General features: G+C 73.5%; 18 protein-coding genes. 6 read left to right on the forward strand and 12 right to left on the reverse strand.

Translation table 11 applies throughout. The annotated features are described in order from the left end of the window. Window positions 1-8: 8 nt before the first annotated feature. Window positions 9-740, reverse strand: a complete 732-nt coding sequence (locus tag FNV62_RS13225; RefSeq protein ID WP_097283958.1) for an SseB family protein — start codon at window positions 738-740, stop codon at window positions 9-11. A 149-nt stretch (window positions 741-889) separates the two neighbouring features. Here FNV62_RS13225 and FNV62_RS13230 point away from each other — a divergent pair, with 149 nt between their 5' ends. After that, entirely contained in the window at window positions 890-1,861 is a 972-nt protein-coding gene (locus FNV62_RS13230; protein ID WP_143612890.1) for a serine hydrolase, read from the forward strand. Window positions 1,862-1,945: 84 nt separating this feature from the next. Here the strand turns inward: FNV62_RS13230 and mycP are convergent, their stop codons facing one another. Further along, a complete protein-coding gene (mycP, locus tag FNV62_RS13235) occupies window positions 1,946-3,193 on the reverse strand; it encodes a type VII secretion-associated serine protease mycosin (protein WP_144315246.1) in 1,248 nt (415 codons plus the stop codon). Next, window positions 3,190-4,878, reverse strand: a complete 1,689-nt coding sequence (locus FNV62_RS55655; RefSeq protein WP_225900251.1) for a hypothetical protein — start codon at window positions 4,876-4,878, stop codon at window positions 3,190-3,192. Before FNV62_RS55655 ends, mycP begins: the two co-directional genes overlap by 4 nt. A gap of 860 nt (window positions 4,879-5,738) precedes the next feature. Between FNV62_RS55655 and FNV62_RS13245 the strand changes: the two genes are divergently transcribed. Beyond that, entirely contained in the window at window positions 5,739-6,941 is a 1,203-nt protein-coding gene (locus FNV62_RS13245; protein ID WP_054229983.1) for an amino acid deaminase/aldolase, read from the forward strand. Window positions 6,942-6,972: 31 nt separating this feature from the next. On the opposite strand, the gene FNV62_RS13250 is transcribed toward FNV62_RS13245, so the two are convergent. The 5 genes from FNV62_RS13250 to FNV62_RS13270 are packed head-to-tail and all read right to left on the reverse strand — an operon-like array spanning window position 6,973 to window position 12,752. Continuing rightward, entirely contained in the window at window positions 6,973-7,833 is an 861-nt protein-coding gene (locus tag FNV62_RS13250; RefSeq protein WP_143612892.1) for a DUF2510 domain-containing protein, read from the reverse strand. Between the two features lie 28 nt (window positions 7,834-7,861). Next, entirely contained in the window at window positions 7,862-9,142 is a 1,281-nt protein-coding gene (locus FNV62_RS13255; RefSeq protein WP_143612893.1) for a haloacid dehalogenase-like hydrolase, read from the reverse strand. Between the two features lie 24 nt (window positions 9,143-9,166). Next, window positions 9,167-9,994: a 3-oxoacyl-ACP reductase gene (locus FNV62_RS13260; protein WP_060899209.1), complete on the reverse strand. Its 828-nt coding sequence runs from the start codon at window positions 9,992-9,994 to the stop codon at window positions 9,167-9,169. Further along, window positions 9,991-11,370 (reverse strand): aldehyde dehydrogenase family protein, encoded by a 1,380-nt coding sequence (locus tag FNV62_RS13265; RefSeq protein WP_143601110.1) that lies wholly within the window; start codon window positions 11,368-11,370, stop codon window positions 9,991-9,993. Before FNV62_RS13265 ends, FNV62_RS13260 begins: the two co-directional genes overlap by 4 nt. Before the next feature lie 11 nt (window positions 11,371-11,381). Further along, window positions 11,382-12,752, reverse strand: coding sequence for a glutamine synthetase family protein (locus FNV62_RS13270; protein ID WP_143601111.1), 1,371 nt, complete (start codon window positions 12,750-12,752; stop codon window positions 11,382-11,384). Between the two features lie 77 nt (window positions 12,753-12,829). Here FNV62_RS13270 and FNV62_RS13275 point away from each other — a divergent pair, with 77 nt between their 5' ends. Together FNV62_RS13275 and FNV62_RS13280 are read left to right on the forward strand one after the other, a co-directional pair. Further along, on the forward strand, window positions 12,830-13,567 hold the full coding sequence (locus FNV62_RS13275; protein WP_060902306.1) for a FadR/GntR family transcriptional regulator: 738 nt from the start codon (window positions 12,830-12,832) through the stop codon (window positions 13,565-13,567). Window positions 13,568-13,638: 71 nt separating this feature from the next. Then, window positions 13,639-14,364 (forward strand): gamma-glutamyl-gamma-aminobutyrate hydrolase family protein, encoded by a 726-nt coding sequence (locus tag FNV62_RS13280; RefSeq protein ID WP_225900252.1) that lies wholly within the window; start codon window positions 13,639-13,641, stop codon window positions 14,362-14,364. Here FNV62_RS13280 and FNV62_RS13285 read toward each other — a convergent pair. Continuing rightward, window positions 14,333-15,298, reverse strand: a complete 966-nt coding sequence (locus FNV62_RS13285) for an aminoglycoside phosphotransferase family protein (protein ID WP_143612894.1) — start codon at window positions 15,296-15,298, stop codon at window positions 14,333-14,335. The genes FNV62_RS13280 and FNV62_RS13285 overlap by 32 nt on opposite strands. A 327-nt stretch (window positions 15,299-15,625) precedes the next feature. Beyond that, window positions 15,626-16,558 (reverse strand): LysR family transcriptional regulator, encoded by a 933-nt coding sequence (locus tag FNV62_RS13290; protein WP_179858520.1) that lies wholly within the window; start codon window positions 16,556-16,558, stop codon window positions 15,626-15,628. Window positions 16,559-16,652: 94 nt separating this feature from the next. Between FNV62_RS13290 and FNV62_RS13295 the strand changes: the two genes are divergently transcribed. Together FNV62_RS13295 and FNV62_RS13300 are read left to right on the forward strand one after the other, a co-directional pair. Further along, complete coding sequence (locus FNV62_RS13295; protein WP_143612896.1) at window positions 16,653-17,777, forward strand: TDT family transporter; 1,125 nt, start codon at window positions 16,653-16,655, stop codon at window positions 17,775-17,777. A 361-nt stretch (window positions 17,778-18,138) separates the two neighbouring features. After that, on the forward strand, window positions 18,139-19,248 hold the full coding sequence (locus tag FNV62_RS13300) for a PP2C family protein-serine/threonine phosphatase (protein ID WP_097283967.1): 1,110 nt from the start codon (window positions 18,139-18,141) through the stop codon (window positions 19,246-19,248). 79 nt (window positions 19,249-19,327) lie between these two features. Here the strand turns inward: FNV62_RS13300 and FNV62_RS13305 are convergent, their stop codons facing one another. Further along, window positions 19,328-20,089, reverse strand: coding sequence for a helical backbone metal receptor (locus FNV62_RS13305; RefSeq protein WP_225900253.1), 762 nt, complete (start codon window positions 20,087-20,089; stop codon window positions 19,328-19,330). A 58-nt stretch (window positions 20,090-20,147) separates the two neighbouring features. Next, window positions 20,148-20,729 (reverse strand): helix-turn-helix domain-containing protein, encoded by a 582-nt coding sequence (locus tag FNV62_RS13310; RefSeq protein ID WP_060899882.1) that lies wholly within the window; start codon window positions 20,727-20,729, stop codon window positions 20,148-20,150. Window positions 20,730-20,893: the final 164 nt, after the last annotated feature.

Genomic DNA, 20,893 nt, shown 5'->3' on the forward strand with positions numbered 1-20,893 from the left:
CCCGCTTTCTACTGACGTACGAACAAGGGCTCGCCCGGTGGCGTCGTCCCGGCCGGCAGCAGTGCCAGGTCGAGACCGCGCACCAGGCGGGCCCTCAGTGTTTCGTCGGCGGCGAGCCGCCCGGCGAGCGCGCGGGCGGCCTCGGCCGGGGCCGCGGTCGGGTCCAGTACCAGCGCGAGCGTGCCGTCGGCCTGGCCGGGGCCCAGGTGGGCGCGGAGTACGGCGGGCTCGGCGGCCACGGCGGCGCGTACCGCCTCGACCACGGCGGGATCGGCGAGCGGGTCCGCCGTCGTACGCCCCTCGGCGAGGGCGAGCAGCGCCGAGCCGGTCAGTTCGTACGGCACCGGACCGGCCAGGTCGAGGACGACCGTGTCGGCCTTCTCGTGCGCGGCGGCCTGCAGGGCCTGGTGCAGGGGTACGGCGACGGGGCGGGCCGCCGGGTCCCAGCGGGCCAGCGACTCGGTGGAGGTGAAGGCGGGCAGGGCCGTGCGGTGGCCGGCCTTCAGGGTGGGCACCGCCATGTCGCTGGTCTTCTCGTGACGCAGCCCGTTCTCGTCCTCCTCGACCTCACCGAGGACGGCCACGACGGGCACGAGGAGCCGGGCGCCCTTGAGCGCCTCCAGGACCGGCCCCACGGCGGTGCGGTCCTCGGCCCAGGCCGCGAGTGCCGCGCTCAGCCGGGGATCGGCGGAGCCGTCGTCGTCGGGGAAGCCGGAGTCGGGAATGTTCTTGTTCGCCACGGTCCCCGACCCTATCGGGGGGATGCTGCTGGGCTTGTGCGGGCCCTGAAACCTGGCGTTGACAGCTTTCACGGGATTCTCAGCTTTCGCTGACACACCTCTAACATGCGTCTAACGCCGGGCACAGGCACCGCCCCGAGCATCGCGGGATGGCCCCTCACAGAGCTCGTCGGCGTCGCATCCGCCGCTCCGGACGCAGGACCCTCGTCCACACCGTGGTGGCTTGCGCCGTCCTCGTGGGCGGGACGGCGGCGGGTGCCGTGTACGTGAAGGCACAGGCGCACGACCGCGGGAGCCTCGTATCCTCCCCCTCGGCATCGCCGGGTACGTCGTCCTCGGCGTCGGCCGCGTCGTCGTCCCCCAGCCAGGAGGCATCGGTGGAACCTGTGACGGAGCCCACGGTGGACCGGGACGCCCTGCTCGCCGAGGCGATGAAGGCCGTGGCGTTGGAGAACGGCGCGGCGGTCTCGGTCGCGGTGTTCGACATCGACTCCGGCGAGGGCGCCGCCTACGGCGAGGGGGCCTTCGACACGGCCAGCATCGTCAAGGTCGACATCCTCGCGACGCTGCTGCTCCAGGCGCAGGACGCGGACCGGCATCTGACGGCGGCGGAGAAGACGTACGCCACCGCGATGATCACGAACAGTGACAACGCGTCCGCGTCCGCGCTGTGGGACATCATCGGGCAGGCGGACGGCCTCGACGCCGCGAACGAGCGGTTCGGGCTGACCGGTACCTCCGGCGGGGACGGTGCGCTGTGGGGGCTGACCCAGACCACGGCGGCCGACCAACTCACCCTGCTCCAGCAGGTGTTCGGGGACGACTCCGAACTCGGCGAGGCCTCGCGCACGTACCTCCAGGGGCTGATGGGCGAGATCGCCGCCGATCAGCACTGGGGTGTGTCGGCGGCGGCCGACGGCACGCGGTGGGCCCTCAAGAACGGGTGGCTGGCGCGGAGTTCGACCGGGCTGTGGGACATCAACAGCATCGGCCGGGTCACTGTCGACGGGGACGAGTACCTGGTGGCGACGCTGTCGAACGGCAACACGACCAAGGCCAAGGGGATCTCACTCGTGGAGGCGGCGGCGAAGGCGGCGGTGGCCGCGTTCAGTGCGGCGTGACGTCGGGTTGTCCGTTCGGGCGCGGGTGCGTCGTGGCTGGGCGCGCCCACGCGGCGGAGCCGCACATGTCACAGCCCCGCGCCCCTAAAGGGGCAGGTCGCCCGACGCGTCCTGCGCTGAGAACCTGCGGCCTCGCCACAGGAGTACCGACGCGGCCAGCAGGAGCACGCCCACGCCGCCCGCCGCCGGGCCCACCCAGCCGGACGCCTGGTTGTCGTCCGGGGCGGCGTCGGGGCCCGTACCGAAGTACTTCTTGCCGTACGCCGCCGCGTGGGTACGCTCCGGCTTGAGGCGGCCGGCGGCCTTGATGGCCGCCGCGGGGTCGATGAACCCGAAGCCGCGGGAGTCGTCGCGCCCGCCGCTGGGGGCGTTGCGGGCGGTGTCCTCCAGGAGCTTCTTGATCTGCGCCGGGGACAGGCCCGGGTGGGCCGCCTTGATGAGCGCGACCGCGCCGGAGACGAACGCGGAGGCGGCGCTGGTGCCCCAGCCCTCGTAGTACTTGTCGTCCGGGTCGGCGATGACGACGTCGACGCCGGGGGCGCTGACGGTGGCGTACCAGCGGCGGGTGGAGAACGAGGCGTGGGTGCCGTTCTGGTCGACGGCCGTGGCCGCGATCACGCCCGGGTAGGCCGCCGGGTACGAGATGTGGTCGCCCTTCTCACCGCCGTTGCCTGCCGAGGCGACGACGACCGCGCCCTTCTTCAGGGCGTACTGGACGGCGGCGTCCTCCGCGGGCTCGGGATGGGCGGACTTGGAGTCGTCGCCGAGGGAGAGGTTGATGACGTCGGCGCCCTGGTCGGTGGCCCAGCGGATGCCCTCGGCGAGGGCGTTGCCACGGGTGTTGCGGGCCCTCGTACGGGCCGAGTCGCCGTCTTCGAGGATGACGCGGACGGGGAGGATCTTCGCCTCGGGGGCGATGCCCAGGACTCCGTCGCCGTTGCCGACGCCGTGCCCGTGACCGGCGATGATCCCTGCCATCGCGGTGCCGTGCCGGGCCCATGCGCGGTCACCGCGCTGCGCCCCGAAGCCGACCATGTCCTTTCCGGTGAGGACGTTGCCGGCCAGGTCCGGATGCTGGTCGTCGACGCCCGTGTCGAGGACCGCGACCGTGATGCCCTGGCCCTTCGTGGTGCGCCAGGCCTGCTGGGTGTGCATCGCGTCGAGGGCCCACTGCTGGGCGCGTATGCCGTCGGCGTGCGCGGCGGTGGACGGGAGCAGGGCGAGGGAGGCGGCCAGCAGGACGCTCAGGGCTCCGGCCCGCTGAGTGGCCCTGCGGGATGCCTTGGAGGTGGTCTGGTGGGTGGCCCTGCGGGTGGTGGCCTTACGGGTCATGACGGCTTCTCCGTGGCCGAGCCGACGGTTTTGCGCAGACCGCGCTCGATGCGGTCGGCGAGGCCCTGTGCGTCGTGGCCCAGGCCCGCCTGGGCCGGGGCCGTGGTCGCACCGGGCTTGATGGCGTCCGCGGCGGGCTGCGGGGCGGTGACGATACGGGCGTCGGCGAATCCGGAGACGGCGTAGACGACGACGGGCGCGTCGGTGAGCACCGACACCGTCCAGGACGCGCGCTGGGCGTCGCCGAACCCGGCGGCGACGGTGCCCTTGGCGGCGTACGGACGGGGCATCAGATCCGTGCGCCGGTCGAGGCCTTCCTGCTGGAAACGGTTCTTCAGCGCGGTCATGGCCGCCGGGTCCGCCTTGGTGAACAGCAGGCCCACGGTGGTGACCTGACTGCGGGTCGCGTCCGTGTACGTGGCCCGCAGCAGCCGCAGACAGCCGGCCGGGGCGAGCGCCTTGCTCAGGAGCGGATCGAAGGCGTTCGCGCAGCCGCTGTCCGGGGCGACGGCGAGTCGGGTCCAGGTGCGGTCGGCGCCGCCGGGGCCCGCGCCCCGGCCCTGCACGGTGGGCGGGAAGAGCTGGTCCACGGGCACGCTGTGCCACAGGCTTCCGGCCGCCACGAAGGCGCTGCGCGCACCGCCCGTGCCCGTGCCGTCGCCGGTCAGCCAGCTTCCGGCCGCCGCGCCGCCGATGAGGCCGAGGCCCAGCACGACGCAGGCAGCGGCCGCCGCCGCCCGGGGCCGGGTGCGCGCGCCGACGTGGCGCGGGCGCGTGGTGTCGTCGTAGGTCTCGGGCTCCGCGAACGAGATGTACGGGCGTGCCGTGCCGGGGGCCGGGCTCGCGGGGGCGGACGTTTCGACGGGCCGCTCCGCGGGGACGGGGCGCAACCGCGTGGTCGTCTCCGTGATCCCGTCCTCGGGTACGGGGGTCCGCCGGGTCGGGCCGGGGTGCGGCACGCCGGGCTGCCGACCGGCCGGCGGGGCGTCGGGAAAGCGGGCGGAGGCCGGGGGCGGGGGCGGGGACGCGGGGGTGGTGCGCCGGCCGGGGAAGCGGGGGTGCGTCGGCTCGTGGCGCGGGGGCTCAGAGGTGCCGGTGGCACCCGGCGCCGGTGGGGACGCCGTACCGGCGGAGGACGACCCCTCCGACGGTTTCGGATCGTGCGAGAGCCGGAAGGGGCGCCCCGCCCGGGTACCGCCGCCGGCCGGGCGCGCCATGACATCGCCGGAGGTGTCGGGCGCCTCGCCTTTGCGCGAGACCGCGTCCGCGCCTGGGCGCGACGCCGCGTCCGCGGAGGAACCTGCCGACACCGGCCGTCGGGAACCACCGCCCGCGCGGGGCGCGCCGGCGGTATCGGGCGACGACGGGGTACGGGACTCGCCGCCCGACCGCGGTGTCCCGGCGGTGGACGGACCGGGTGACGGGGAGGCGGCGCCCGCGCGGGGCGGCGTCATGGCGTCGTCCGCCGGGGACGGGCGGCTCTGCCGGGGTGCGCGCGCGGCGGGGGCGTCAGCCGTGGTGGGCCGCTCCGCCGGGCGGCGCGGGGCGCCTGTCGCGGGCAGGTCCCCGGAGTCGGGGAGCGTCCAGGACTCGCCCACCACGGACGGGTCCGTCCGGCGGGGCCCCGGGACGGTGGCCGCGGGCGGTTCCTGCGGGCTCGGCAGCGACCAGGGCTCGCCGCCCACGGGCGGCTCCGCCGGACGCGGCCGCCAAGTGGCGCCCGAGGGCAGGTACTTCGGGCGGGGCGGCACCGCGTCCCCACCCACAGGGGACTGCTCGGGTCGCGGCGGGGTCGCCGGACGCGGCGGCGTGACACCCTCCGCGGGCGGCGCTTCGAACCTCTGCGGGGGCACCGGATTCCCACGGCCGGGAGACATCTCCGGCCTCGGTGCGGTCACCGCACGGGACGGCACACCGCCCTCGCCCCTCGGAGACCGTTCAGGCCGCGGCGGGGTCGGCGACCAGGAGGGCACGCTCTCTCCGCTCGCCGGAGACGGTGCGGGCCGCGGCGGGGTCGCCCGGCCGGACGGCAGGCGCTCCCCGCTCGTCGGGGCCTGTTCGGGCCGTGGTGGGCTCGCCGGGCGGGAGGGCGTGGAGCCGGTGCGGCCCTCCGTGGGAGGCGGTGGGGTGTCCTGCGCGGGAGACGCTGCCGCCTCGGGGGAGACTGTCCCCTCGGGGGACTCTTCCGGTGGCTGTGCCGGGCGGGGTGGGGTGGCCGGGCGTGGCGGGATGGAGGCGCGGCGCGCTTCCGTGCTCATGCACCCCCCGTTTCCTCGTACCCGGGCTACCGACCCGGCCCGGAATCCGCCGGGCCGCTCACGTGTACGGAAGAAACCACCTCGGCGACTCACCCGTCACGAGCACCCATACCCGTGCCGACGGACCGTCATCCCGGGCACGACCCGCCCGGACAAGGTCGTTCCTCCCTGCGTGCGCGTCACTCTACGGGTTGACGTGGGCAGGGAGGGAACCAGTCCGCGCGCCCGGGGCATCTGCCCGGAACGTCCCCCTACCCTGCGGTAATCGAGTCTGGCAGGCTTCGGGCATGACTGCCCGCGCCGCAGACCGGGCCCGCTACGACCGGGCCACAGCTCATCTCGACGCCCCTCTGGCGATCGTGGATCTGGAGGCCTTCGACGCGAACGCGGACGATCTCGTCCGCAGGGCAGGCGGCAAGCCGATCCGGGTCGCCAGCAAGTCGGTGCGCTGCCGCGCCCTGCTCGAGCGCGTCCTGGAGCGGGACGGTTTCGCGGGGATCATGTCCTTCACCCTGGCCGAGTCGATCTGGCTGGCCCGTTCCGGCTTCGACGACATCCTGCTCGCCTACCCCTCGGCGGACACCCGGGGCTTCGCCGAGCTGACCTCCGACCCCAAGCTCGCCGCCGCCGTCACCGTCATGGTCGACGACCCCGCTCAGCTCCACCTGATCGACGAGGCCCGCCGGGACGGCACCGAAGTGGTGCGCGTCTGCCTGGAGTTGGACACCTCCCTCAAGCTGCTCGGCGGCCGGGTGCGGGTCGGGGCGCTGCGCTCGCCGCTGCACTCGCCGGCCCAGGTCGCCGACCTGGCCCGCGCGGTGGTCCGCCGGCCCGGGTTCAAGCTGGTGGGGATCATGGCGTACGAGGGGCATGTGGCGGGTGTCGGTGACGCCGTCGCGGGGCGGCCCTTGCGGTCGCGTGCGGTCAGGCTCATGCAGGCCACCGCCCGCAAGGAGCTCGCGCGGCGGCGCGCCGAGGTGGTCCGTGCCGTACGGGCCGTGGAGCCGGACCTCGAGTACGTCAACGGCGGCGGGACGGGCAGCGTGCAGCACACGGCCGCCGAGGACGCGGTCACCGAGATCGCGGCGGGCTCCGGTCTGTACGTGCCTCGGCTCTTCGACAACTACACGTCGTTCAGCGGGCGTCCGGCCGCGCTCTTCGCGCAGCCGGTGGTACGCAGGCCGGGTGTCGGGGTCGTCACGGTGCTCGGCGGCGGCTACCCGGCCTCGGGCGCCCCGGGCCCCGACCGGCTGCCGGTCCCCCACCTGCCGGAGGGTCTGCGCTACGACCCCCAGGAGGGCCCCGGCGAGGTGCAGACGCCGCTGCTCGGCGCCCCCGCGGACGACCTGCTCATCGGCGACAAGGTGTGGTTCCGGCACGCGAAGGCCGGGGAGCTGTGCGAGCGGTTCGACGCGCTGCACCTGGTCGAGGGCGACACGGTGACGGCGACCGTCCCGACGTACCGGGGAGAGGGCCACACCTTCCTGTAGCCGGGCTCACCTCGTGCCCACCGGCCGGTGCTCACCGCGTGCCGACCGGCCGGATTCCCTCGGTGATCCGGTCCATGTCGGTGAGCGGCGGCCCGTCCGCACCCGCGTCGAACACGAAGCGGACGATGACGAGGGCCCGTGAGCCCACGCCGGAGGGGAACGCCAGCGATTCGACGTACCCGCCGGGTCCCACCCCCGTCCTCACCCGCCAGCGCACGAGGTATCCGACGCTGCCGGCGACGGCGACCGGGCTCGCCCGCAGCTGCCGGTGGGACGTGATGCCGTGGAAGGGCCGGTTGTCGAGGAGGTCGCGGTCGTACGCGGTGCTCGCGGCGTCCGCGATGTCGTGCTCGGCGAGGGCCTTCGGGGACCTCTCGTCGTTCGCGGTGACGGTGCGCGAGACGACCCGCCCGTGCCGGCACAGGCCGGGGTCGCCCGGGCAGTCGTAAGTGCCGGGGGTGGTCATCATGACGTCCTCCTCGGCGACGTCCCGGGCGCGGACCCAGCCGTCGAACAGCGGCAGGGCGATGCCGTTGAGCTCGTCCACGACGACGGACGGGTCGCCGGAGGACGGGCCGGCCGGGGAGCCGGCGGTCTGTCCGGGGGCGGCCGGCGGGGTGGTCCGTGTCGCCGCGGTGCCCCCGCCGCCGCCCTCCCGGCCGAGCACGAAGGCGCCCGTGACGATCGAGGTGACCAGGACGACTCCGGCGGTGACGAGCGCCACGGCCTTGGCACGGCGGGAGCCGCCGCCGACGGGTCGCGGCGGCGCCAGGGGCACCTGGAGTGCCTCGGGTCCTCGCCGGTGGTCCGTCCAGGCGGTGCCGTCCCACCAGCGCTCGACGAGCGGGTGCGAGGGGTCGCGGTACCAGCCGGGCGGAGGCGTCATGCTCATTCCGGCACTCTAGGGCGCGCCCCGAACGTCAGTACACGGGTGTTCCGTACACGGTGTCCATCTGGTCGGGTACGACCGAACCGTCGTCCCTGAGGACGGGTTCCGCGCCCCCGCCGGTCGCGTGGTAGGCGCTGGTCGCGCACGGATACGGCTCGGGCCTGCGCGGCAGCGGCTCGATGAACATCGGGTTGATCACCCAGCGGCCGTCGGCGTCGTCGTACGCGCGGCACATGAGTTCGCTCTTGTTGCGGTTGAGGACGAGGTGGGCTCCGGTGGCGTCCCCGACGAAGGTCACATCGGTGTCGGCGTCGCCGGCCGCGAGCGCGGTGCGGTGGCGCGGGTCCTGCCGCTGCCAGGCCGCGGCGCCGTGGACGCCGTAGATCTCCTGGTTGATCCAGCAGCGCTTGCCGTCGACGTACGGGATGGCCTCGCCCCGGGTCGCCGGCACGCCGCCGCAGCCCTCGTTCCACGTGGTGATCCGGCCGCGCCGGTCGAGGACCGACCGGATGGCGATCGTGTGCCGGGCGTCGATGCCGACCCCCCGCGACCAGACCTCGGTGACCGGTTCGGCGCCCGCGGAGACGACGTAGACGTCGAATCCGGCCCTCTGGAGGGTACGGATCAGCTCGCGCTGCTGGTCGTAGTAGCGGACGTACGCCGGGACGGTGTGCGTGCCCAGGGTCCGCGTCGAGCCGAGGGGCGCGGTGAGTGCCTGCGCACGGGCGCCGCGGGCGTACGAGGTCAGCTCGGCGACGGTGCGTCCGGCGAAGAGCTGGGGCACCCAGGCGTACTGGGGGACGGTGCGCCGGTGGTTCCAGGTGCCGGCGAAGGCGGCGGCGCCGCTCATGGTCCGGCCGTTCTCGCGGATCTCGAGGATCTCGTCGGCGCAGCGGGGCTCGGTCGAGGTGGGGAGGGGTGCGCCCGCGGGTGTGGTGGTGCCGCAGGCGGCGGTCAGTGCCCGGTCCGCCGCGTCCGTGAGCCACCGGCTGGTGTCCCGCCAGTGCGCGGGGCGCAGGATCTTGTCGTGTCCCAGGGCCCAGACGAGGGTGACGTCGGTGACGTCGTTCTTGGTGACGGTGTTGTCCCAGTCGAAGGCGGCGACCGGGCGGCCCGCCGGGGGGATCGGCCCGGCGCAGGTGCCTCGCTCGTCGATCACCTGTTGCAGGTGGGCGCGGTTGTCGCCGTACCAACGCGCGGAAAGCCGCGGGCAGTCGGGACGGGTGCCGGAGGCGGCGGGTGGCGCGGCCGCCAGGGTGGCGGCCGCGACCAGGGCCCACGCGGAAGTGACACGAACGGATCGATATCGCATGGAACGTGCATACACCGGGGCGATCTACAGGGGTGTGACGTACGCGCCCGAGATCCCCCCGTCCACCAGGAAGTCGGAGGCGTTCACGAAGGAGGAGTCGTCGCTGGCGAGGAAGGCGACCGCCGCGGCGATCTCCTCGGCCTCGGCGAACCGGCCGACGGGGATGTGGACGAGCCGGCGTGCGGCCCGCTCGGGGTCCTTGGCGAACAGTTCCTGGAGCAGCGGGGTGTTGACCGGTCCCGGGCACAGGGCGTTGACGCGGATGCCCTCGCGGGCGAACTGGACGCCCAGTTCACGGGACATGGCCAGCACACCGCCCTTGGAGGCCGTGTACGAGATCTGCGAGGTGGCCGCGCCCATCCGGGCCACGAAGGACGCCGTGTTGATGATGGAGCCCTTGCCCTGGCGCCGCATGTAGGGGATCGCGGCCTTGCAGCACAGGTAGACGGAGGTGAGGTTGACCTCCTGGACGCGCTTCCATGCCTCCAGGCCGGTTTCCAGGATGGAGTCGTCGTCGGGCGGTGAGATGCCCGCGTTGTTGAAGGCGATGTCGACGGAGCCGTAGGTGTCGAACGCCGTCTTGAAGAGCGCCTCGACCTGCTCGGGGTCGGTGACGTCGACCTTGACGAAGATCCCGCCGACCTCGTCGGCTGCGGCCTTGCCGCGGGCGTCGTCGACGTCGCCGCAGACGACGTGGGCGCCCTCGGAGGCGAGCCGACGGGCGGTGGCGAGACCGATGCCGCTGCCGGCGCCGGTGATGACGGCGGTACGGCCGACGAGGCGGCGGCAGATGATTCCTTCGGCGTCCGCGGTGGCTTCGGTGCCTGCGGTGCCTGCGGTGGCTTCGGTCACTGTGCGGGGCCCTCCGTGCTGATGAAGACGTTCTTGGTTTCGGTGAAGGCGGTGAGCGCGTCCGGGCCGAGTTCGCGGCCGATCCCCGACTGCTTGAAGCCGCCGAAGGGGGTCCAGTAGCGGACACTGGAGTGGGAGTTGACGGACAGGTTCCCGGCGCGGACGGCCCCCGAGACGCGCAGGGCGCGGCCGACGTCACGGGTCCAGATGGAGCCGGAGAGGCCGTACTCGGTGGCGTTGGCGAGCCGGATCGCGTCCGCCTCGTCCTCGAAGGGCAGGACGACGGCGACGGGGCCGAAGACCTCCTCGACGGCCACCCGCGCGTGGGGCTCGACGCCGGTGAGGACGGTGGGCGGGAACCAGAAGCCGGGGCCTTCGGGGGCCTTGCCGCGGATACCGGGGGCGTCGGCGGGGACGTACGAGCGCACGCGCTCCAACTGCACCCGGGAGATCAGCGGGCCCATCTGCGTCTGCTCGTCGGAGGGGTCGCCGACGACGACGGACTCGATCGCCGGGGCGAGGAGGTCGACGAAGCGGTCGTAGGCGGAGCGCTGGACGAGGATGCGGGTGCGGGCACAGCAGTCCTGGCCCGAGTTGTCGAGGAAGGCCATCGGAGCCGCTGCGGCGGCGGCCTCGATGTCCGCGTCGGCGAAGACGATGTTGGGGCTCTTGCCGCCGAGTTCGAGGGTGACGCGCTTGAGCAGGGCCGAGCCCTTCGCCAACACCTGTTTGCCCACGGCCGTTGACCCGGTGAACACGATCTTCGCGACGCCGGGGTGCTCGACGAGCGCGTTGCCCGCGACCGGGCCGTGGCCGGGGAGCACCTGGAAGAGCCCCTCGGGCAGGCCGGCCTCCAGAGCCAGCTCGGCCAGCCGGAGCGCCGTCAGGGGGGTCGTCTCGGCGGGCTTGAGGATGACCGCGTTCCCGGCCGCGAGCGCCGGGGCGGTGCCCCAGGCGGCGATCGGCATCGGGAAGTTCCAGGGCGCGATGACGCCCACGACGCCGAGCGGTTCGAGGATGGTCACGTCGAGGCCGCCCTGAACCGGGATCTGGCGGCCGGTGAGCCGCTCCACTCCCCCGGCCGCGTAGTCGAGCAGGTCTCGGACGTTGCCCGCCTCCCAGCGCGCGTTGCCGACCGTGTGCCCGGCCTCGCGCACCTCCAGCCGGGCGAGTTCCTCCAGGTGTCCGTCGACGGCGGCCGCGAAGCGGCGCAGCAGGCGGGCGCGGTCGGCGGGCGGGAGGGCCGCCCACTTCGCCTGGGCCCGCGCGGCGCGTACGACGGCGGCGTCCACGTCGGCCGCGGTGGCGGCGGGGACGGTGGCGAGGACCTCCTCGGTGGCCGGGTCGAGTACCTGGAGATCGAGCTCGTTCGACAAGGAAGGACCTCTCACATGCGTTCGAAGGAGCGGCGCAGCTCCCAGTCGGTCACCGCGGCGTCGAAGGCCTCCAGCTCGACGCGGGCCATGTTGCCGTAGTGCGCGACCACCTCGTCACCGAAGGCGGCCTTGGCGATGGGGCTGTTCTCCCAGAGCTCGGCGGCCTCGCGCAGGGTGGTGGGCACGTGCGCGTACTCGGCGGTGTACGCGTTGCCCGCGCACGGCTCCGGCAGCTCCAGCTTCTGTTCGATGCCGTACAGGCCGGCCGCGACGAGCCCGGCGACGGCCAGGTGCGGATTGACGTCACCGCCGGGCAGCCGGTTCTCGAAGCGCATCGAGCGGCCGTGGCCGACGACGCGGAGCGAACAGGTGCGGTTGTCGTATCCCCAGGCGACGGCGGTCGGCGCGAAGGAGCCGGGCTGGAAGCGCTTGTAGGAGTTGATGTTGGGCGCGTAGAGGAGCGAGAAGTCGCGCAGGGCCGCCAGCTGCCCGGCGAGGAAGTGCCGCATGACCTCGGACATGCCGCCCGGGTCCTGCGCCGAGCCGGCCATCACGTTCGTGCCGTCCGCGTCCGTGAGCGAGAGGTGGATGTGACAGGAGTTGCCCTCGCGCTCGTTGTACTTGGCCATGAAGGTGAGCGAGACGCCCTCCTGGGAGGCGATCTCCTTGGCTCCGGTCTTGTAGATGGCGTGCTGGTCGCAGGTGACGAGGGCCTCGTCGTACTTGAAGGCGATCTCGTGCTGGCCGGGGTTGCACTCGCCCTTGGCGGACTCGACGGTCAGCCCCGCGGCCTGCATCTCGTTGCGGATGCGGCGCAGCAGTGGCTCGATGCGCCCGGTGCCGAGGACCGAGTAGTCGATGTTGTACTGATTGGCCGGAGTGAGCCCCTTGTAGCTCGCGTCCCAGGCCTGCTCGTAGGTGTCCTTGAAGACGATGAACTCGAGCTCGGTGCCGACCTGGGCGGTGTAGCCGAGTTCGGCGAGGCGGTCGAGCTGCCGGCGCAGGATCTGGCGGGGCGCGGCCACGACCGGGGAGCCGTCGTTCCAGGCGAGGTCGGCGACGAGCAGGGCGGTGCCCTCGTTCCACGGCACCCGCCGTAGGGTGCTGAGATCGGGGCGCATGGCGAAGTCGCCGTAGCCCCGGTCCCAGGAGGACATGGCGTATCCGTCGACCGTGTTCATCTCGGTGTCGACGGCGAGGAGGTAGTTGCAGCCCTCCGTGCCGTGCTCGAGGACCTCGTCGAGGAAGAAGCGCGCGGCGAACCGCTTGCCCTGGAGCCGCCCCTGCATGTCGGGGAAGGCCAGGACGACGGTGTCGATCTCGCCGCCCGCGACGAGGGCGTGCAGCTCCTCGACGGCGAGCGGGGGTGTGCGGTCTGCCACCGGAAAAGCCTCCTTGGGTCAGCCGAGAGCCATAAGGTATTGCCGAGAACCATTGCTTGGGAAGGGGGCACGACCAGATGACGCGGGCGGAAGCCGACGGTGGTGTGGACGACCGACTGACGCCGGTGCTGCGGCCGGTGCGGGCGGGCAACGGTTTCGAGGAGGCGCTGGAGCAGATCCTCCAGGTGGTCAGGCTGGGGCTGGTGCCCGGCGGCGGACGGCTGCCCGCGGAGCGGGAGCTGGCGGAGCGGCTGGGGATCAGCCGGGTGACGCTGCGCGAGGTGCTGAAGGTGCTCCAGGACCAGGGTCTTGTCGAGTCGCGGCGCGGACGGTACGGCGGCACGTTCGTGGTGCCGAGGGCCGAGACCCCCGGCGAGGACGAGCTGCGGCGCCGGTTCGCCGAGGTCGACATCGAGGACGTCCTGCGTTTCCGTGAGGTGCTGGAGGTGGGGGCGGCGGGGCTGTGCGCGACGCACGGGCTCTCCCCGGAGCAGGCCGAGCGACTGCGCGAGGCGCTGGCCCGCACCCACGAGGCGCCGCTGGCGGACTACCGGCGCCTGGACACCCTGCTCCACCTCACCCTCGCCGAGCTGAGCGGTTCGCCGTCCCTGACGGCCCAGTACGCGGCTGTCCGCGCCTCCGTCAACGACCTGCTCGACTGCATTCCCCTCCTGGTCCGCAACCTGGAGCACTCCCAGCGCCAGCACACCGCGCTGGTCGAGGCGGTGCTCGACGGGGACGCGGACGGGGCGCGGGAGATGATGCGGGAGCACTGCGCGGGGACGGCGGCGCTGCTGCGGGGCTTCCTGGCGTGAGCCCTCTGCCGGTACCGTACAAAGACTTCAAAGGTATGACTGCATTCCATTGAATCCCCAGGGAGCGCGGCGTGGGAGGTACGGACGGTGCGGGCGGCGTGAGCGGTGTGAGCGGCGTGGGCAGACCGCTGATCGGCGTGAGTACGTATCTGGAGGCCGGGGCGCGCTGGGGGGTGTGGGAGCTGGAGGCCGCTCTGCTGCCGGCCGGCTATCCGCGGCTCGTCCAGGCGGCGGGGGGCCTCGCCGCGATGCTGCCGCCGGACGACCCCGCCCACGCCGCGTCGACCGTCGCCCGTCTCGACGGCCTCGTGATCGCGGGCGGCCCCGATGTCGACCCGGTCCACTACGGCGCCGAGCGCTCCCCGCGGACCGGTCCGCCGGCCGCGGCCCGCGACGCCTGGGAACTCGCCCTGATCGACGCCGCGTTGGCGGCCGGCACCCCGCTCCTGGGCATCTGCCGGGGCATGCAGCTCCTCAACGTCGCCCTCGGCGGCACGCTCGTCCAGCACATCGACGGGCATGTGAAGGACGTCGGGGTCTTCGGGCGGCACGAGGTGACGCCGGTGGCGGGGAGTCTGTACGGGGATGTCGTGCCGGAGACCTGCGCCGTGCCGACGTATCACCACCAGGCGGTCGAACGCCTCGGAGAGGGACTGACGGCCTCGGCGCACGCGCTCGACGGGACGGTGGAGGCGATCGAACTCCCCTCTTCCCGCTGGGTGTTGGGTGTGCAGTGGCATCCCGAGATGGGCGAGGACCTGAGGGTCATGCGGGCGCTGGTGCGAGCCGCTTCCTGAGCCAGCCGAGGGCGGCGGCGCCCTGGGCGTGCTGGAAGGCGCGCAGGGTCGGCAGTCCCGGGGGCGGTGGCTGCCGGGACTGCTGGACGAAGAAGCCGGCGAGGGCCGCCAGGGTGGCGGTGACGCCTTCCGGGTCGGCGTCGCGGCCCAGCGGGTGGGTGGTGAACACCTCTTCCGGGTCGGGGCCGCCCTGGGCGCGGACGCAGGGGAGCATCAGCAGCAGGTCGAACCACGGGGCGGCGCGCACGGCGTGGGGCCAGTCGACGAAGACGACCCCGCCGTCCCTCGTGAGCAGGACGTTGTCCGCGCGCAGGTCGGCGTGCGCGAGGGTGTCGCCGGTGGCGAACTCGGCCCACGGGGCGGAGAGTTCGGCCAGTTCGTGCAGGTGCGCCGCGATCCACGGGTCGAGGCCCGCGCCCCCGGTGTCCCCGGAGTCGATGAGCTGCCGCCACCCCTGGAAGGCGTGGGCCAGGGACTGCGCGGCGGTCGGGGCGTCGAACGGTGCCGGCGTCAGGGCCCGACCCAACTCCTCGACGGCGTCGAGCACGCGTCTGAACTCGTCCTCCCGCCAGGGGACATGGGGCTGACGGCCCGCCACGTCCTCGAAGACGAGGGCGACCCAGGTGCCGTCGTCGTAGGTGCCGAGGAGCCTGGGGGCCGGGGTGTTCGGCGGGAGTGCGGAGGCGTTCCTCGCCTCCGTCCGGTGCAGGGCGGGGCTGTCGGGGTTCGTCTCTCCGCTGACCGCCTTCACGAACGCACGGCGGTGGTCCGTGGTGGTCACGCGGGCGGCGGCACCGGGCGAGAAGCCGCCCGCCTGCGTGACGGCCGTCCGCACCGGCGCGCCGAGCACGTCCGCGACGGCGTCCCGGAGCGTGCGAGGGAGTTCTTCCCAGGGTGTGCGCAGGCCCGCGGCGGGCGGAGCGGTCGGAGTCATGCCCCGCATCCTGCGGGCCCCTGCCCCCGACCGCCACCGATTTCTCCGCCCCCCCAGCCCCCCCGGGTGAGTGTGTCGGCTGCGGGCCGGTGGGGGCTGGGCGCGCAGTTCCCCGCGCCCCTAAGAGCCTCAGCCCGTCCGGCGTTTGAGGACGAGGCCTTTCAGGCCGATGGGGGCCGGGGCGCAGCCCCGTGGCCCAGGGGCGCGGGGAACTGCGCGATCGGCCCCCACCGGCCCGCAGCCGACAAACCCACCCGGGGGTCTGGGGGCGGAGCCCCCCAGGCAGGGATGGGACGGGTAGGGGCGGCGGGGGCGCGGAAACGGCGCCTACAAGCCCCGTGTCAGTGAGAGCAGTTCCCGGGCCGGGCCCGTAGGGCGGTGGCCCGTGGGCCATACCGCCCTCAGGGCCCGGCGGAGCTGAACGTCGGACAGCGGGATGCTCACCAGCCGATGCGTCGACAGCTCCTCGCCGAGGGCCAGCTCGCTCAGGACGGCGGGCCCCGCCCCACTCACCGCCGCCGCCTTCACCGCCGTGGTCGAGGAAAGCTCGATCAACGGCCGCGCCAACCCACCCAGCGCCGCGTCGAGAACCTGCCGCGTACCCGACCCCTCCTCCCGGAGGATCAACGGCGTCGCGGCCAGCTCCGCCCCCGCGAGCGGCGCGCGACGCCGGGCCCACGGATGCCCCGGCGCCGTCACCACGATCAGCCGGTCGTGCGCGATGACCGTCGAGTCGAGGGCGGGCGGCACGGACAGCCCCTCCACGAAGCCGAGGTCCGCCTCGCCCGCGAGAAGACGTTCCGCCACGGCCGTCGAGTTCCCGGCGAGAAGCGACACCGCCGTGTCCGGCCGCTGCGCACGCAGCGCGAGCAGCCACCCCGGCAGCAGATACTCGGCGATGGTCATGCTCGCCGCCACCCGCAGCCGAGAGTCCCGCCGGTCCCGCAACGCCTGCGCCCCCGCGTCGAACGCCTCCGCCGCCTCCACGACCCGTCGCGCCCAGTCCGTGACCAGCACCCCGGCGTCGGTGAGCCGCGAGCCCCGGGGCGAGCGGTCGACGAGCGCGACCCCCAGTTGCCGTTCCATGGAACGGATCCGGCTGCTGGCCGCGGGCTGAGTGATCCCCAGCTCCCGCGCCGCCCGCCCGAGACTCCCGAGCCGCGCCACCGCGAGCAGCAGTTCCAGCGCCCCTAGGTCGGGCACCCGATGCGCGATCCCGACCGCGACCGGTCCCGGTTCCCCCGACCGGCCACCCTCCATCGATCCCTCAGCACTCACACCCATAAAGCCAGCTTATGCCCCCATAGACCCGTACTCCCTGGTGGGGACCCGGCGGGCGCGCGACCGTGGACACATGGTCACCGCAGCCCAGCCCCTCCTGTCGCCCCCCGCCGCCGACGTCGGACGCCCGCGCGTCACCGCCGTCCGGTATCTCGGCCCGAACTGGTACGCCTCCGTCATGGGCACCGCGATCGTGGCGACGGCGGGCGCCGGACTCCCCGGCGACGTCCCGGGCCTGCGAACCGTCTGCACGGCTGTCTGGGCCCTCTCGGCCCTCATGCTCGTGACCCTGCTCGGCGCCCGCGCCCTGCACTGGACGCACCACCGCGACCACGCCCGCGCCCACCTCCTCGACCCGGCCATGGCCCCCTTCTACGGCTGCCTGGCGATGGCCCTGCTGGCCGTGGGCGGCGGCACCCTCGTCGTCGGCGGGGATTGGATCGGAACACGGGCGGCGGTCGCCGTGGACGCCGTGCTGTTCACCGCCGGAACGGCCGTCGGACTCGCCGCCGCCCTGGCCATCCCGTACCTGATGGTCGTACGCCACCGCATCCGCGCCGACCAGGCCACGCCCGTCTGGCTGCTCCCCGTCGTCGCTCCCATGGTGTCGGCCGCCGTCGGACCGCTCCTCGTGCCCCACCTGCCCCCGGGCCAGCCCCGGGCGACCCTGCTTCTCGGGTGCTTCGCGCTGTTCGGGCTGAGCCTGCTGGCCACCTTCGTGATGCTGCCGGTGATCTTCGCCCGGCTCGTCACCGCGGGGCCGCTGCCGCTCGCGCTCACTCCGACGCTGTTCCTCGTGCTCGGTCCGCTCGGCCAGTCCACGACCGCGGTCGGCAAGTTCGCGGACTTCGCACCGGGCGTCGTGCCGGCCCCCTACGACCAGGGTTTCGGGATGCTCGCCGTCCTCTACGGCGTCCCCGTGCTGGGCTTCGCACTGCTGTGGCTGTGCCTCGCCGGCGCGCTGGTGGCGCGGGCCCGCCGCCAGGGCATGGGGTTCGCGATGACCTGGTGGGCGTTCACCTTCCCGGTGGGGACCTGTGTCACCGGCGCCGAGAGCCTGGCCCGGCACACCGGGCTGGTCGCGTTCGACTGGCTCGCGGTCGCCCTGTACGCGCTTCTCGTGGCCGCCTGGTCCGTGGCCGCCGCCCGCACCGCGCGCGGCCTGGTCAGCGGCGAGCTGCTCGCAACACCTAGGTAGAGGCACCTCCGGATCGGAAGCGGTCGATCGGCTGCTTGCGGTCCGGTTCGACCTCCGGGACGAGGACTCCATCGCCTCCCTGGTCGCCTCGGGCGGCGGCTCGATCGTCAACGTCTCCTCGCCGGCGGCGTGGCAGCGGGAAGCGCCTCCATGATCGTCTTCCTCCTGTCCGCGGAGTCCAGCTGGATCACCGGCCAGATCGCGATACCCGGATGTATCCCGGCGTGATCCGTACACAAGGGGCACCGACGGCACACGAGGGGCACCGACGGCGCGGCAACGCAGCAACCTCATGGTGCGAGCTGCGACTCCCTGCTCGTATCGTGAATAGGCAGACAGCGGCATGGTAAGCGGGAAAATCATGGCAGAACCGGCGGTCGACTACGCGGCGGTGTTCCAGGCTCTTCCCGGGGCGGTGGCGCTGGTGACTCCGCAGCTGATCTTCGCGGACGCCAACGCGGAGTTCCTGCGCCTCCGGGGCCTCCCCCGCGAGCTGCTGGTCGGTCGCTTCCTGCCCGATGACCGCCCCGAGAAGGACCCCGCCGAGCCTCTCCTGCTCAGAGTTCTGGCGTCACTGCGCCGGGCTGCGGACACCGGTCAGCGCAGTATCGTAGCGCTGCAGCGCTACGACATGGAGGACCCCGACCAGCCGGGGGTATGGCACGAGCGGTACTTCAACATGACCAACATTCCCGTATTCGGACCTGATGGGCGGGTGACGCTGCTGCTGCACCGGGTGGAGGACGTCACCGAACTCATCCGCGCCCGTGAAGTCGCGCTGACCTTGCAAGAGGCCATGTTGCCCGCTCCTCGCCCGGTCGGCCGGCACCCGGCGGCCGTTCGCTACCGGCCCGCCGCCGAAGCGCTGAATGTGGCAGGCGACTGGTACGACCTGGTCGACCTGCCCGGCGATCGCATCGCCGTGGCCGTCGGCGACGTCGTCGGCCACGGCCTGTACGCGGCCGGCGTCATGGGACAACTGCGCAGCGCCCTCGCCGCCGCCTCTCTGGTCCCCGAAGGCCCCGCCCGCGCCCTGGAAGTCCTCGGGCTGTACGCCCGCACCGTCGACGGCGCCGAGAACACCACCGTGGCCACGGCATTCGTCGACTGGGAGGACCACACCATCACCTACAGCAGCGCCGGCCACCCCCCGCCGGCGCTCCTGCACGGGGACGGGACCGTCGAGTTCCTGGACCAGGCCACCGACCCGCCACTGGCCGCCCGTCCTCAGCACGGCCCCCGGATCCAGGCTGTCGCGGCCTTCCGCGAGGGCGCCGTCCTCGTGCTCTACACCGACGGTCTGATCGAACGCCGCGACGAAGACATCGACGCGGGCCTCGCCCGGCTCGCCGACTCCCTGGCCCGCCACCAGGCGGACGACCCCGAAACTCTCGCCGACGCCGTACTCACCGACCTCATCCCACCCGGTGACGCCACCGACGACACCGCCCTGGTCATCGTGCGCCTGTGAACCCGGCCGGGCCACGCTCGCCCGCTCGATGCCGAGCTCGCGCACGGTGGGGAGCACGTCGGCCTCTCGGGGGTGCCGTTCAGCATGGTCGTCGTCGACCTTCCGCGGACCCTGCTCGCAGCGCCGCGCCGAGCAGGCTCGGCGCCTGTGCCAGCGACGGCCCGTACCAGGTCAGCAGGCGGCCGTCGACGAGCGCGCAGGGCACGCCCTCGAACGCCTCGGGGCCGTCGTCGGCGGTGAAGCGGTACGGCTCGTCGGGCAGGACCACGAGATCGGGGGCCGCCGCCCGGAGTTCGGGGAGCGGGACGCGGGGGTAGCGGTCGGCGTGGTGGGCGTACACGTTGTCGACGCCCAGGCGCGCCAGGACGTCCCCGGCGAAGGTGTCCCGGCCCAGGACCATCCAGGGGCGCCGCCAGATCGGCACGATCGCGGTCGTACGGCGGTCGGGAGCGGGGGGCCGCGCCCATGCGGCCTCCGCCTCGTCCAGCCAGCGGGGGCGGCCCCGCGCGCCGCACGCGCCCAGCACCCGCGCCAGCTCGCGGAAGGCTTCCGGCACCTCGCGGACCTCCGTGACCAGTACCTCGATCCCCGCCTCCCGCAACGCCGTCAGATCGGGCTCGCGGTTCTCCTCCTCGTTGGCGATCACCAGGTCCGGGGCGAGTCGTACGATCCGGTCGACCGCGGGGTTCTTGGTGCCGCCGACGCGCACGACGTCGAGGTCCGGCGGACGGCTGCACCAGTCGGTCGCGCCGACCAGGGCACCGGGGACGGTGACGGCCACGGCCTCGGTGAGTGAGGGCACGAGGGACACCACACGCACTCCGGCGGGCCCGCTAGGCATGACGGGAGGTCTCGGGCGGCATGGCATCCAGTATCGCAGCGGCCCGCGCGGGAACGGCTCAGCGCTTGCCGAAGGTCTGGCGGTCCTCCACCGCCTCGATGTGGTCGGCGACCTCGACCACGACCACCCGGGTGTCCGGCACGGTCGCCCGCCACCGGTGGCGCACCCCACCGGTGAGGTACAGCGTGTCGCCGCGCCCCAGGCGGTGGGCGCGGCCCTCCGCCTCGACCTCGACGGCCCCGTCGGCGACGTACATCAACTTGTCGTTGCGGTGCTGGAGTTCGCGGCCCTCCTCGTGGTCACCGGTGAACTCCGTGGCGTGCAGCTGGTGGTGACCGCGCACCAGGGGGCGCATATGGGCTTCGGGAGTGAACTCGGCGCCCGAGTCGGCGCGCACCACATCGACACTGCACGCCGGGTCGGCCGCCGCGAGCAGTTCGACGGCGGTGGTGCCCAGGGCGTCGGCGACCCGCTCGAGGGAGCTCCGGCTGGGCCGGGCCCGTTCGTTCTCGACCTGGCTGAGGAAGGGCACCGACAGGCCGCTGCGCTCGGCCACGACGGCGAGCGTGAGCTCCAGTGCCCGGCGCCGCCGCCGGACGGCCGCACCCACCCGAAGGGGCTGTTCTTTGTGGTCGCCCATCGCTCCGGCTCCCTCCCACGCGTCGTCGGTCCACTGCTTCGGTCTGCCGCTTCGGCTGCCCCTCGGGCTGCTGCTTCGGCGCACAACTTCTGATGAGTTGTTTGCACCCTACGCATGTTCGGCAAACCGTTTCATGCACCCGTCACATCGCTGACACATCGGAG

Source organism: Streptomyces sp. RLB3-17 (genome assembly GCF_007113425.2).
GTDB classification, from domain to species: domain Bacteria; phylum Actinomycetota; class Actinomycetes; order Streptomycetales; family Streptomycetaceae; genus Streptomyces; species Streptomyces mirabilis_D.

Excerpts from the sequence above, each read along its gene's own strand:
- FNV62_RS13230 (WP_143612890.1), top strand. The coding sequence starts at position 890 with ATGGCCCCTCACAGAGCTCGTCGGCGTCGCATCCGCCGCTCCGGACGC.
- mycP (WP_144315246.1), bottom strand. The coding sequence starts at position 3,193 with ATGACCCGTAAGGCCACCACCCGCAGGGCCACCCACCAGACCACCTCC.
- FNV62_RS13245 (WP_054229983.1), top strand. The coding sequence starts at position 5,739 with ATGACTGCCCGCGCCGCAGACCGGGCCCGCTACGACCGGGCCACAGCT.
- FNV62_RS13250 (WP_143612892.1), bottom strand. The coding sequence starts at position 7,833 with ATGAGCATGACGCCTCCGCCCGGCTGGTACCGCGACCCCTCGCACCCG.
- FNV62_RS13255 (WP_143612893.1), bottom strand. The coding sequence starts at position 9,142 with ATGCGATATCGATCCGTTCGTGTCACTTCCGCGTGGGCCCTGGTCGCG.
- FNV62_RS13275 (WP_060902306.1), top strand. The coding sequence starts at position 12,830 with ATGACGCGGGCGGAAGCCGACGGTGGTGTGGACGACCGACTGACGCCG.
- FNV62_RS13285 (WP_143612894.1), bottom strand. The coding sequence starts at position 15,298 with ATGACTCCGACCGCTCCGCCCGCCGCGGGCCTGCGCACACCCTGGGAA.
- FNV62_RS13290 (WP_179858520.1), bottom strand. The coding sequence starts at position 16,558 with ATGGAGGGTGGCCGGTCGGGGGAACCGGGACCGGTCGCGGTCGGGATC.
- FNV62_RS13295 (WP_143612896.1), top strand. The coding sequence starts at position 16,653 with ATGGTCACCGCAGCCCAGCCCCTCCTGTCGCCCCCCGCCGCCGACGTC.
- FNV62_RS13300 (WP_097283967.1), top strand. The coding sequence starts at position 18,139 with ATGGCAGAACCGGCGGTCGACTACGCGGCGGTGTTCCAGGCTCTTCCC.
- FNV62_RS13305 (WP_225900253.1), bottom strand. The coding sequence starts at position 20,089 with ATGCCTAGCGGGCCCGCCGGAGTGCGTGTGGTGTCCCTCGTGCCCTCA.
- FNV62_RS13310 (WP_060899882.1), bottom strand. The coding sequence starts at position 20,729 with ATGGGCGACCACAAAGAACAGCCCCTTCGGGTGGGTGCGGCCGTCCGG.